Raw genomic sequence first — 13,269 nt, 5'->3', positions numbered from 1 at the left:
TTTTCTTCTTATAGTGTATAGTATAAAATACATCTAAATCTAAGCTATTCTTAGCAGAAATCACAAAAACCTTGCATATATTATCTTCTTCATCTGAAAGGGGTAGATCTAGCATGGAACAGGAGCCTCAGCCTCCTTTTATTATTGAGCAAATAAAAAGAGCCGGTCCATTCAGCATGGATTCCGACCATTATCACGATACTTATGAAATCTATTATTTACTCGCCGGGGAACGCAGCTATTACATTAACAACCTGATTTACACGTTACATAAAGGGGATCTGATTTTTATTAACAAAAACGAGCTTCATCGTACCACCTCTAAAGGCTCCGCAAGCCATGAACGAATCTTAATCAACTTTGAGGAAGTTTTTCTACAAAAAATATTGGCGCACTATGATCTGCATTTCCCCTTCTTGACTGCACAATGTTTGCTTTTGCGGCCCGGAGTACATGAACAGGGGACCATTGAATATCTCCTTTTCTCTATGCTAAAAGAACAAAAAGAAAAACGGACGCAGCAGATCCCGTATTTTCAGACGCTACTCATCCAATTATTTATTGAAATGAACAGAATACAGGAAATAAGCAACGAGCCCATCGCCCCTGAGAGCAGTAATAAGCAGCTTAAGGTCTATGAAATTATCGATTATTTACAGGCCCATTATGCTGAAAAGCTTACATTAGAGCGGTTATCTGAGACTTTTTTCATCAGCAGCACTTATCTCTGCCGCGTGTTCAAACAGACGACTGGCTTCACCATCGTTGAATATCTAAACTACATTCGTATCAAGGAAGCTCAACGTCTCTTGCAAAGCACCAATGCTAAAGTTACGACCATTGCCGAGGATACAGGTTTTGACAGCATCGCCCACTTCGGGCGTGTGTTTAAACAAATTGTTAAACGCTCGCCTTTGCAATATCGCAAGGAAAACCGCTAATCTGCAGCAGGAGCTACAAACGATTCTCTGTGTAACAGCTCCGTCACCCGGAAGTACCTTATGTGAAATGCCATGGGCATACAGGGGCAACAACATCTCGTCACTAGATGACCTTTTCGCGCGAACAAAGTTCATAATGCTATCGGACCCAGTTGGCCTTATACGCTGCATATTCCCCGATTTGGGATTTTATCGGACCCCATAGTCGCTATTGGCATAAAAAGCTACCTATATTGACCGTTCCTGAAGGAATAACGTCACTGGGGTCCGAACCCCTGACCAAAAGGCAATAAATCTGCAAATAACGTCATTTGGGTCCGCCTATCTCAGCCTAGGATGAGTAATCGGCGGTTTTTGGGGTTTAAGCAGCACTGTAACTCACAACAAAAAGCAGCAATCCCCACTAACGGAGTATCGCTGCTCAGCTGTCATTTTGTGATTAATACGGTCGTCTCATTTATCCTCATGCCATTCATTTTGCTTCATTATGTGATTTCATTTCCAAATCCCGTACAAGCCGGTGAACCTCAATTCCCGCCAGCAGAACGATGCCAATCCCATGTGTATCGTTTAATTGCCAGGTCAATTCATCTTTATAATACAGCTTGTTAAACGAATATCCCGAACCGCGGCAGACACCGTAAACATTGCCTTGTTTGTCAATACAATGATGGGTTAAGCCGCTCCAGCCGCTGATTGCGGATGTTACATACGGTTCTGGCTCAGGCAACCAACCGCAATGTACACCTCTGGCAAAAGCATAAATGAACATAGAGGTACACGAAGCTTCCGCATAGGACTCCGGGTCCGTCAACACTTGATGCCATAAGCCGCGCTCATCTTGCAGCCTAAGGTAGCCCTTACTAAGCTCGCGGAAATAATCAAGCAAATCAGATCGCAACGGATGTTGCTCAGGCATAACTTCAAGCAGCTCGGTCAGCGAGAAAATCACCCAACCATTGCCTCTGCCCCAAGGCACGCCATTGGGTTTATTAAACTTATAATCATATACATGATGCATAATGCCAAGCTCCGGCTGGAACAGCCGCTCCTTATATAACAAAAACTGCGCCGCTGCATCATCAAGATAAGCCGCATTTCCGGATAATTCATAATATTTGCTTAGAAAAGGTGTACTCATATACAGATCATCACACCACATGGTCTGCTGCATAAAATCGACTGTGCCACTGGTCCGGTACAAAGCTCCGTCAGGCAGCCTGCTCTGTACTTCAGTAATGTAATTGGCAATTTCAGCAGCAGCATGCGTGGCGCCTTGTAGCGGACAAAGCTTATGTGCTTCCAGCATTGCGGCTCCGAAGGATCCGCAGTCGTCCAGCGAATCCATCAGCGCCAGCTGATGATTGATTCCTGGAGCGCCATAGCGATCAAGGTCCCATAAGGCATATTCATGCAGCACTGTACATTGCTCAATATGGTGTTGTGCATATTCGGCATAATGTGGTGCCTTAAGCTCTACCCCTGTTCTCAGCAGTCCATACAGGGTTACGCCTAGAGGGTAATTCCAGCGCCCAAACATAACACTCTCCAAGTAAGGCCTAACCCAGCTATTCGGCTGGTCCACACGCCAAAAGGTTCCTTCATCCGCCTCCCCAAATAAAGTATCCATAGCCGTCAGCTCTAAGACTCTCGGCGCTGTCTCTGAGGTGAACAGTCCAAGGTACAACCAAGGATCAGTTAATCCTTCAACTGGATAAGGTTGCACGAGATTACTCTGAAGACCGCCAGACCGTACGTCCAGTTCAAATCCCCAGTTTTCCTCTCCACAGATGGACTCCACGACCAGATCATGTAGTCCATAACCAAGCTCCAGTTGGATATCCAGCATGCCGCTCACGTTCTGATGCTCAGCTACAAGTTCCCCATTCACATAGATAGAGATTTCAATCATTCCACGATAGCTGCCTAGCAGCCGAATGTCCTCTCTCTGCAAGCTTTTGACTTCCAGCTTGCACCAAGCAAACGCCGTAGCTCCTGGCATTTCCCCAAATATACGTGAACAGTTGCCATATGCCTGTTCCTGTGGCGACCATTGCTGCGTCGGAAACCAAACGCAGCGGGCTGTCATTTGCTCTTCAGTGAATTCAGCTTCCAGCCAAGCTGCCCAAGACGTCTGCTGGGGTCCACTATATATCCAACCTTCACAACCGCTTAACTGCGCCGTTGGAGTAAGAAAGTGCACCGGTGCACCTTTGACGCTGCCCGTTCCAAAAATCCCTCCGCAACCTGTACCTGTCGCTGCATACTCCAGTACAAGATGGTTCCAGCCTTTATCTATGCCCGCCCGAAAAAACGTCCTCCGATCCGGAAACACATCATCATTTAGATTGGAGCTAAACACCAGCCGTCCATTTATGTAAACCTTAACTGGACTGTAGCAACTAACTGAGAAAGGGGCTTCTACCTCATTGTCGCTCCACAGCTTCCCCCACACATATACGAATTGTCCTGCCTCTAGCTCCGGCAGTCGTTCTTCCAGATTCATCTCGTAACGGCAGTCGCGGAGCCGTTTGAAACCGTTCTGCGAATGTACCCGGTAAACCGGAGGCTGCGGCGGATAGGCACCGATAAAACGGCTGGCCACAGCGGCCAGTACATTTTCGATTTTGCCCCCATTATATTTTGCAATACAATCATGATCAGGAAAGTATTCTGGAATATAAGTACTCACTCGGCGTATCCTCCTTCACACAGTTATTTCTCCACCGGGATACAGCGTCGAGCTGTACAATCTTTTAGGCTGAGGTAAAGATTTCTCAGAGGCACACGTACTAATATCTATCCACTCACTTGAAAATACCGTTGCGGTCTCGTCATTATAAATCACAACCTGCTCCCTGCCACATCCCAGAAGATCGCCGTGAACGGCATAACCTTCCTCCTTGAATTCTGCTACAACTCTCATATGTCCATCATACAAAGCAGGATATACCCCGCCTCCCCGGCGGTAGGCGAGAATATAATCCGGAGCACCCGCTTGCCAGCTGCTAACGGCTTCAACAATGGTCAGCCAACCGTCAGTTGTACGTTCTTCTTTCCACAGTTCCTTGCCATCAGAGTCAAGCAGGAACAAAGCATCCTTGCCTTTCAGTCCTTTGCCGTCATCTTCGCGGATCATTCGGTCCAGCCCGGCTACCTGAAGGCCAGGCAGTTCAGGCCGGAATCGGCCTAACGCCAAATGCTGTGACTCTATGGAGCCGTCATAACGCCAAAGCTCTTGTCCGTCCCGATCGTACATCACCGTTACACTTCCGCCGACAACCAGTTCAGGATATCCATCTCCATTCACATCGCCAACCCAAATACAGTCTGCGTGGTCATCCAGATCGTGGCAGCTCCATAGTAAATTACCTTTAGCATCAAGCAGATCATAACCTGCCATCACTTGATCCTGTCCATTTCCATGAAGATCGTGAACCCACGGATAATGTCCTACATTGCCTTTGTGCGTCCATAATAAATTGAAATTCTTATCCAAGGCCCACAGCTGATGATAACGGTCCTTTAGAATGATGTCGGAAGCATGGTCTTTCCCCGTCAGATTGGCGATGATAATACAATCATGTGCATGTTCAGCAGGTAAGCCGTATATGGACTTAACCGTTCCTGTTGAACCTTCAAGAATATGAAAACGTCCATCCATTACACAAAGCACTTCCAGCGCCCCATCATCATCTATATCATAAACCTGCGCCGGATAGTCCGAGCCTTGGCTGCCAGCGTCAGGATCGGGTGTACCCACCTGCCACAGCAGCTTGCCATCCATATCAAAAGCGGTCAGGCACTGCACCTGATGGGGAATATATCGTACATCCTGGCGATTATCCGGCTGGACCAGCAGCATTTCTGCACGTCCATCCCCATTCAGATCGCCAATAAGCATTTTACATCGCGGACCGGCAGCGGAAATATCTACTTTTGCCAACGGATAGACTGATTGTGTTTCCTTCGTTTTCATTAGAATCCTCCTGTCTTCTCTCTTCGATTAGATCTCAGGGAAACGTACGGTTTGTCCGCCTGCTATTTCTATAATCACACCGGCGATTTCCAGCCAGACAGATACCGCTCCCGGATTATATACAAAATCCCGGGCAGCGGAGAAAATAAGGGCTTCACAAGCCTTCATATAATGAACGAGTTCAATATTAGTGGTGTACCAGATTTCCTCTAGTCCTCCCACTGCTTCACAGAAGTTTTCCATCAGTCCCCAGTTATTATCGTTATCAAATTCATAACTATGGCCCCACACATACATCAGATATAAATACTGCCGTTTATGCAGCTTCACGAACTGGTCCGCATGCTCCAGCAAATGATCCTTATGATGGCAAGTGCCCCGCCATTCCAGCCAATCCTCCGGCAGCCCAAAACCGCCGCCAGTGGTCTGCACCACACGGGCATATTCGATGCCTAGATGAGGCAAAAGCTTCTTTATCTCCTTGTTAAAGGAACCGTTAGGATAGGACATTCCCCGTATCGGCAACTTGAGCAGCGTCTCAAAATATTTTCGGTCCTCCATAATCTCATGGATGATTTGCTCCTGCGGACAACGAGCCAGCGTCGGATGGTATTGCGTATGAACAGATACCTCATGTCCCTGGTACAGCTCAGTTATTTCATCTGCCGTAATACGATCACCTTCACCCAGCAGACCTGAATTGAGATGAAATGTCCCTTTAATGCCGTGGCGGTTAAATAGTCCAACCAATCTTTCGTCAGCCCGTCTGCCGTCATCATAGCTCATCGTAAGCGCCTTATGTCTGCCCCCAGGGTAACAATAATAAATCATAGACATCATTCTGAAACCTCCTTCGCATTACTGCCCATAAACCGTCAGATCTGAGTATTCAGCAATTAGGGGTGCCATCTGTCGAAACCCCATTTTCCCGCCTGTCAGTAGCGGCCCATAGGTATCACCATCATCTGTCCATGTGAAAACCGGCAGTTCATTGATCGCAAAAGACAGAACAGGTCCGCGCTTCACCACTAACATCCGGTAAGGTTCAGTCATGTCACTGACACCCGGAAGCGGATCGGCTCCCTGCGCAACCAGATGAAAACCATAGCTTTTGCGCAAATTACAGGTATGAAATTCACGCTCCTCCACCCAGCGCCTGCGAAAATACGAGATATGATACGTATCCATTTGCCCGTGATGATATTGATCATATTCACCCGTGCGGCGAGCGAGCGTAGGATCAAATAAATCCTTCCCGCCCTTTCCTTTGGCCGCGATAAACAGGATCGCCAGACCCGGCTCTCGCAGTGGGCGAAACTTCCAAGATACCGCAATGTCTGCCGGGAACTCCTCGGGACACCAGAGAACAACATTTGCTTTTTGTCCGGCCCCGGCACTAATAGTGCTCTCTAGTCTCATTCGCTGCAAAGGGAAGGAAAGAGCTCCCTCTCCCTCCATTTGAAATCCGGCGATATCACTAGTTGAAGCAAGTGGATTATGGTAGATAGGTTTCCATGCTTCAGGGATCAAGCCTTCTACACCCGGGTCCTGCATCGGCTTAGCCATAGATCATTCCATTCCTCCCCAACAATGAAGCCCTCAATCCGTGTGTTCCGGTAAAGCACTACCGATTAATTCCAAGGCAATGATCGTATTTAAAGACCACTGCGACGCTTCATTTGTATTCATCCAATCAACCTCATTTAACTCCGCCATATAAGTGACCCGCTCAGCTTCCTTTTGCAGATTCACACGACCAAACGGATTCTCCAGCAAAATAGACCAACACCGCTCTGCCGTAACCAAATCCTTGCGGTAATACGCTCCATATGCAGCAATGGCTACGCTAAGTACAGGATGCTCAAAACGGAGTTTTCCTGAAATCAGCCCTCCCGTAAATGCATCCTTCTCTTCTTGCGGCAAATTATAAAACACGCCGAACTCAGCCAGCATATCTTCCCAGACCGGATCCTCCAGCATTGCAACCAGCTCGAACCACACCTGCGGACCTCCCATACTAATCGCTAAATGACGCCCCCAATTATCGTCACCCATTCCTGACAATATGCCAGTTGCCGGATCATATCCGTACGTTGGGCCAGATAACAGCCGTAAATTTGCCGCTTTGATGCAATCGATGCCTGTTATAATCTTGTCACGATAAGCAGTATCCTCAAATCGCTCCCAGCGGGTCATCCAATTAGAGCTAAAGGCCGCCCAGTCCGGACCGACCCTGACATGAGTGGGGAATTCATCCTTTGGGAAATAAGCCCGCATCGGGTCCAGGGTAACTGTTGAATAATCAGCATCCTTAACACTGTCCATAATGTCGCCGACCCGCTCGTCTCCGGTCAAATAATAATAGTAGCGGTGCAGACCAGCCATGGCGATACGGGCCTCTTTGCAGCCGCAGCCCCAGTGGACGACATTATGCCGCGAGCCTAGTCCAGCGTATTCGCCAAAATGATATACATCTACCTCACTCGTATGCCTAGTCATGGCTTCGGCCATACGGAACACATCAGCCCTCCCGGACCGGAGAAACGTTACCCACAACCACATATTTGGTACAAGCTCGGAATTTTGCCAGGCACAGCCACCGAGATCATAGTTCCATACATGTCTGACAGGATCGTAGCTGTGCATGAAATCACCGTAATCCCAGAACCCATACCATTTCCGCTGCTCGATCTCTTCCTTGTAAAAGGAAATGATCCCGTCCAGCCGCTCTTCCAGATACTGCTTGGCTGGCGTGCTCCGGTCAGGCAAACTCCAGAAACCAAAAGCACCCGCTTCATGGTAATAAGCTGGTTCACAGACCAGCAACGAAGGTTCTTCAGCTTCTGCCTGCATCCGCTGCAACAGTTCAGGCCCGGGAGTCTGCGCCGTACACCATAATGTTAGCTCGCTAGTATTGGCGATACCGAATGGAGTAGCCCGTAATTCTTCTGCACCTTCATACGAGGATTTTACATGTGTTTTCGTATCATAATGCCGCAAGTCCATGGCTGCCGCATCAGGTGACCAGAACCAGACAGTAAAAGCTGCCGCGTCGGTGGCAGTGGACCCAATCTCCATTCCTGCCGGATGCTTACGCCAGAAATTCTTCATCCCGGCGGCTAACCCTCCACCCTCTGCCCCAATATAACCAAGTCCGCCTGCCCGGCGGCCTTCTGCTGCCTTGATCCAAGCGCAGCCATCCTCTGTACGCTTCCAGATCCCATAATGCCCGGAAGAATCTTGAACCAGCCGAAAACTGCCCCAAGTGGCGGAGTCATCCAATAAACTAAGGAAATAGCCATCCTCTTCTGGATCAAATTTCACAGAATGTCCCGCTGCCTGATCGACGAATAAATCACGATACTTACCTTTGGTTCGCCGTGTATGCAACGTCTTAGGAGACTCGCTAAACAAGCCGCTGTCTCCGGCAAAACGAACATGGCGGTTGTAAAGCGGCCCACGCAGCGGCACTGTGAATTCTATTCCTAATCCTTTAATAAAATCCTGCTGTGGATTACCATCATAATGAAACGTATGAACTAATCGAATAGACTCCAGCCCGGCATAGAAATATAGACGAAGCGTATAGGGAAGCCACTCACGAGCACTTTGCGAAGCTTGATGAATTCCTTCTAGCTTCACCACTGCACGAACGGGTCCGTCCTGTTCAAGGACGGCACTTAACGTTCGTCCTGTGAACCGCTCCTCACGTATGCTCAGGGTACCAGAACCCTCATCTCTCTGTTCACGAATACATACAAGCCCGCCATTACTGCATACTTCCCTTCCTGCCGTGTCCGCCAGATTTCTGCGCACAATACTGCGGATAAGCCCCCTCCCCTGCTTGTTAACCGTGCAAATAATAACTCCTGTATCTATAATGAAGGCTTCGTCTGTTTCCTGCACAGTTAGTCGCTCAGTTACTTCGGTTGCTGGAGCCGCTTGATTTATTGTCATTGCCGCTAAGGAATAATGCTGAATATCCGAGTTTTTGCTTACTGCCGAGTGGGTGGACCATTTGATGCTCCCGTCTGGCCAAAAAGCTGCTGGCCAGCTTTGCAGCGGCATATGTCTTCCGTTCTCCGGCATACTCAAGCAGAGATTCTTTAACGTTTCCCTGTCGAGCTCTCCTTTTTTCCAAGGAACTCCCCAGGTTACACCCACATCAATAGCGGGCTTTTTTAGCCAATGCAGGCTAATCGGCAGAGCCGTAGGCACAACAACCATCTCCTTCATACCTTCTTCACCGCATGCCACTCACACTTTTAAAGGGCTTCATTATTATGGCTTAGCTCTCTATAGCGGCTTGGGGTTATTCCCTCTTGTTTCTTGAAAATCCGGTTGAAATAGCTATGCTGATAACCCACCTGTTCAGCTACATCGTTAATTCGCAGCGAGGTATCACGCAGCAGCTCCTTAGCTTTTTCAAGCCGCAATTCGGTCAGATAATCGATGAAATTTTTCCCGGTGACCCGTTTGAATGATTTACTCAGTAAAAATGGGCTGATCCCTGTATAATCCGCACAACCATCCAGCGAAATATTATCCATATAATGCTCATTGATATACATCATGGCATGCTCAATCGTCCGTTTGATTCCAGCGTCAGAACGCTCACTCAGCTCCGTCAGATACGGTGCTACAACTTTTTCCTGAAACCAGGCAAGAATAAGCTTGGGCTCATGAATTTGCGACAATGCCGCGTACAGGTTAGCCCCTTTGAACAGTTGGTTTGGATGAATGCCTGAGACCATAATGGCGTGCTGAATACTACCTAACAAATGAAGCATGCCCTGCTGTACATCAATCACTTTCGCCCCATTGGCACACAGTGCCTCCAGAAATTCCTCCAGTAGACGGTAGGCCTCTTCCGCTTCTCCTGTTCGAAGGGCCTGAATCATACCGCGCTCCAGAGTGAACGAATACTGCGGTTCAGGTGTACTCTGCCCCTCACGATCCAGTAGCTCCATATTAATAATCTGGTTCTCACCACCAAACTGGCGATAACTGGCGGCTTGCTTCGCAGCCTCGAACGCTAACGGAATACCGGATATATTTCCGACTGGTGCACTAAACGCCACTGTTACCCTCATTTTCAACATGCGATTAATCGTTCCTGTCAGTTCTTCGCTAAAAGCCTGCACCGCTTCCAGCGATGGATTCTCAACGGGTTCAATAAGAAGTAATCCTGCCGTGAGATCATGAAAATTGATAATATCAGCCTGGTTGAAATGCTCGGCGGACAATTCTCCGATGATATTGACGGCGGCGAACGATACAAGACTTTCATCCCCGTTGCGGAACTTCCCCTCCTGGCTGGAGATGCCTGTGAGCTGAATATAAAGAATAATATAATGACAATCCTCTACTTCCCACTTAAAGCGCCGCATCCGACTTTGCAGATCCTGCTCAGAATAAGAATATAGATATCCCTGAAACAGCTGATGCAGGAAACTTTCCTTAACATGCGGGAGCTGCTCGGAAAGAGTGTACTTCAGGGCATGGCTTTCCCCGTGCAAGTTCTGCCAATGCCGTTCAATCAGGATGAACTCATCCTCCCTACTTGCAGCCGCCGCTTGGTCAGGCAACAAAGTCTGCAGCAAACGTCCTATCGGTGAATAAATTTTGCGGGAAGCAAACCAAGACAGAATCGCCGCCAGCAACAAAGCACTGAAGCTAACTAAAAATATCAGTCTTGAAATGAATACGACGGGTGCAGTTATGCTGGTTATCGGCGAAGCGGACACATAAAGCCAATCTGCGGAAAGCCGGGAAAACTCACCATAGGTCACTGCATATGTAGCCTTCCCCCAGTCGAAGAGAAAAGAGGACTCCAGGTTTGATTTATGGTCCGCGCTTCGTTCCAAAATTGCGGAATGCAGTGCGGTAAGTAGCGGAGAACGCTCATCGCTGTCCCCTGCTGACACGTATAAATCCCCGGTGGTCTGCAGCAAAAATGTCTCGCCGCTATTATAAGGTGTCATAGTTCGTAGCATCGCAGCTACTTTCTCCGTATCCATGCGGAGCAAAAGAGCTCCGAAGGGCTTCAGGCTTCCGCCGGGAATATGGTGGACAAGCGTTAATTCTTTGACATCCGGTTTATTGGGATCGAATGCCCACTGTGTCCAATAGATGCTTTGTTCAGTTTCAATCAATTTGTCATATTGACCCGATACCGCTTTGGAGTCAATCGTGCCATATTCGGGATTAAATAGTAATGGATGATCTCCTGACAGATAGAGTTCAACGTTACTCGTCATCGTGTTCGAACCCTGCATCACTACGAGTGTCTTCGTAATATCCCAAGCCCGCTCATGATCCTGAATAAAATCAAGGCCATTCAAGCTGTAATCAAACTTGGTGTCAAAGGCCCAATGTGCCAGCATCAACTCCAGATTGGACAGTTGATCATCAATATTAGCCGCCCGCTGTTCAATCTGTCTGTTATGCATCTGCAGCAGCTCGCTCTCCAGACGTCCCCCAGCCATCCAGTAGACCAGCGCACCAATAATAAACCCCGGAATGGATGACACCACCAGCATAATGATCAGGTTTTTACGATAATATCGGCCTTTACAGCCTGACCAGCCTTTTATATAACGCTTCCATTTCGTCACATTTCTCATCACTATGCTCTCACCAGCCGAATCAGATGAATTTGAAGTGCAATCGAACCACCTTCGTTTTGCTCCTCAGATCTTTTCCAGCCGGATAAAAGCACCAGGAAGGATCTATTGGTCAGCCTTAGCGTATAACTCGTTCATTTCCTTAACTAAATCATCTCCACCTGTTTTTCTCCATACGTCAAATGCTGATTTCAATTCGGCTTCATCAATTTGTCCAACAATATATTTTATACGTGCATCATTAATTACATTGTCGAGTTGAGCGCCTTTTTGCGAATATACTGTGGAAATAAAGGCCTCTGCTGGATTAACAACGATCGAAGCTTCATTTGCCTTTTGAACTTCAGTTTGCTTGAGGCGCAGTTCAGTCTGTGCTACGGTCTTGGACTTATCCTCAGGAATATAGGCCAATATTTGGTTTAGCCCTTCCACTTCTGACTCCACAAGTACAGTGTCTTTGGAGCGTTCAATAAAACCATCCACCATTGTGTAGTGAGTACCTTCCAAACCGAAACCTAACATGGTTTGTATTTCCGGATTATTGGTCTGATCCAGAAAAGCCAGTACCCGTTTCAGTTCCGCTTCGCTCTTCACGGATGATTTTGGAATAGCCAGCACGCCAGAGAAACCAGAGGTCGGCAATGTGTGTAGCTTGCCGTCCGTACCTGTTACGCCCCCGCTTACATCTACATAATGTTTATCCGCTTCGTCTTTGCCTTCTTTTTCTAACGCAGCGTGAATTTTATCATCCACCCGGGCACCTGTATCGACCACATCGACGATTACTCCTGCCTTATTGTTAACGATCGGATCTGTCCATTTAGCACTGTCCATAACTGCGAAGTCGGAGTTGATTAATTTCTCATCATACAGCTTCTTCATGAACTTAAGCGCTTCCAAATATTCCGGATATTCATGCTCAGGCACCAGCTTCCCATCCTGCACGCCCCATTTATTCGGTGTTCCAAACCATAACTTAATGGTATCAAAACCGCTGGCCCACTGGCCGCTCCATTTGACCAGCACCATGCCATACGTATCTTCTTTACCATTGCCGTCTGGATCTTTTTCCTTGAACGCTTTCAGCATATTGTAGAAATCATCAACCGTCTGCGGTGTTTGCAGCCCCACCTTCTCCAGCCAATCCTTGCGGAAAACCATACCGTTGCGGCCGAGTACACGCCCCCGGTAGATTCCGTAATTCTTCCCATCAATGGCCGAGTTTTTCAGAATAACCGGATTCGCTTGGCTTAAATTCGGATAGTCCTTAAGATAAGGCCCTACTTCCCAGAATGCACCCGATTTGGCAGCGTTCACAAAACTAGAAGCCTTAACATCCCCCACGTAGATAATGGTCGGCAGCTTCCCGGAAGCCAGCGTAATATTAAATTTATCTGCATATGATGCGTTCGGGACCCACTCAAAGTGGATTTTTGTACGGGTCTGTTTTTCTAGTTCAGCAGCAACCGGGCTGCCATCCTTCGGATAATTTGTTTTAAATATCGGCAGCATGAGGGTCAGATCCAGTGGGGACTCGCTTTTCACTTCTCCGGCATTACTACTCCCTTCACTTTTGCTATTAGAACCTGCAGATTCATTACCCGAGCAACCAGCAACAACAGTTGTAACCATCATAGCCACAAGTAAAAGTAACAACCAGCGATTCTTTTTTACCGAACGGTTAGCTTCCATTATTATACCTCCAAATTGGAATATGTTAAGT

At 47.7% G+C, this 13,269-nt stretch carries 8 protein-coding genes; 1 reads left to right on the top strand and 7 read right to left on the bottom strand.

Going from position 1 to position 13,269, the window contains the following annotated elements:
* Nucleotides 1-113: 113 nt before the first annotated feature.
* Nucleotides 114-941 (top strand): AraC family transcriptional regulator, encoded by an 828-nt coding sequence (locus tag NSS79_RS08300; RefSeq protein ID WP_342438985.1) that lies wholly within the window; start codon nucleotides 114-116, stop codon nucleotides 939-941.
* Nucleotides 942-1,413: 472 nt separating this feature from the next.
* On the opposite strand, the gene NSS79_RS08295 is transcribed toward NSS79_RS08300, so the two are convergent.
* From NSS79_RS08295 to NSS79_RS08265, 7 genes are all read right to left on the bottom strand, one after another.
* On the bottom strand, nucleotides 1,414-3,633 hold the full coding sequence (locus NSS79_RS08295; RefSeq protein WP_342438983.1) for a glycoside hydrolase family 88 protein: 2,220 nt from the start codon (nucleotides 3,631-3,633) through the stop codon (nucleotides 1,414-1,416).
* A 15-nt stretch (nucleotides 3,634-3,648) separates the two neighbouring features.
* Nucleotides 3,649-4,920 carry a hypothetical protein gene (locus tag NSS79_RS08290; RefSeq protein ID WP_342438981.1) on the bottom strand — a complete coding sequence of 424 codons (1,272 nt, stop codon included), beginning with the start codon at nucleotides 4,918-4,920 and terminating at the stop codon, nucleotides 3,649-3,651.
* A 27-nt stretch (nucleotides 4,921-4,947) separates the two neighbouring features.
* Nucleotides 4,948-5,757, bottom strand: coding sequence for a polysaccharide deacetylase family protein (locus NSS79_RS08285; protein ID WP_342440326.1), 810 nt, complete (start codon nucleotides 5,755-5,757; stop codon nucleotides 4,948-4,950).
* 21 nt (nucleotides 5,758-5,778) lie between these two features.
* Complete coding sequence (locus NSS79_RS08280) at nucleotides 5,779-6,486, bottom strand: DUF1961 family protein (protein WP_342438980.1); 708 nt, start codon at nucleotides 6,484-6,486, stop codon at nucleotides 5,779-5,781.
* A gap of 33 nt (nucleotides 6,487-6,519) precedes the next feature.
* Nucleotides 6,520-9,147 carry a hypothetical protein gene (locus NSS79_RS08275; RefSeq protein WP_342440325.1) on the bottom strand — a complete coding sequence of 876 codons (2,628 nt, stop codon included), beginning with the start codon at nucleotides 9,145-9,147 and terminating at the stop codon, nucleotides 6,520-6,522.
* A 38-nt stretch (nucleotides 9,148-9,185) separates the two neighbouring features.
* On the bottom strand, nucleotides 9,186-11,546 hold the full coding sequence (locus tag NSS79_RS08270) for a helix-turn-helix domain-containing protein (protein ID WP_342438979.1): 2,361 nt from the start codon (nucleotides 11,544-11,546) through the stop codon (nucleotides 9,186-9,188).
* A 105-nt stretch (nucleotides 11,547-11,651) separates the two neighbouring features.
* Nucleotides 11,652-13,238, bottom strand: coding sequence for an extracellular solute-binding protein (locus NSS79_RS08265; protein ID WP_342438978.1), 1,587 nt, complete (start codon nucleotides 13,236-13,238; stop codon nucleotides 11,652-11,654).
* Nucleotides 13,239-13,269 lie beyond the last annotated feature (31 nt).

The sequence above is a fragment of the Paenibacillus sp. FSL L8-0436 genome (genome assembly GCF_038593025.1).
GTDB lineage: Bacteria > Bacillota > Bacilli > Paenibacillales > Paenibacillaceae > Paenibacillus_AQ.
The sequence above is the reverse complement of the archived record's forward strand: the minus strand, read 5'-3'. Positions and strand labels throughout refer to the sequence as shown.

Coding starts and splice junctions, on each gene's coding strand:
- NSS79_RS08300 (WP_342438985.1), top strand. CDS start 114: ATGGAACAGGAGCCTCAGCCTCCTTTTATTATTGAGCAAATAAAAAGA.
- NSS79_RS08290 (WP_342438981.1), bottom strand. CDS start 4,920: ATGAAAACGAAGGAAACACAATCAGTCTATCCGTTGGCAAAAGTAGAT.
- NSS79_RS08285 (WP_342440326.1), bottom strand. CDS start 5,757: ATGTCTATGATTTATTATTGTTACCCTGGGGGCAGACATAAGGCGCTT.
- NSS79_RS08280 (WP_342438980.1), bottom strand. CDS start 6,486: ATGGCTAAGCCGATGCAGGACCCGGGTGTAGAAGGCTTGATCCCTGAA.
- NSS79_RS08275 (WP_342440325.1), bottom strand. CDS start 9,147: ATGGTTGTTGTGCCTACGGCTCTGCCGATTAGCCTGCATTGGCTAAAA.
- NSS79_RS08270 (WP_342438979.1), bottom strand. CDS start 11,546: ATGAGAAATGTGACGAAATGGAAGCGTTATATAAAAGGCTGGTCAGGC.
- NSS79_RS08265 (WP_342438978.1), bottom strand. CDS start 13,238: ATGGAAGCTAACCGTTCGGTAAAAAAGAATCGCTGGTTGTTACTTTTA.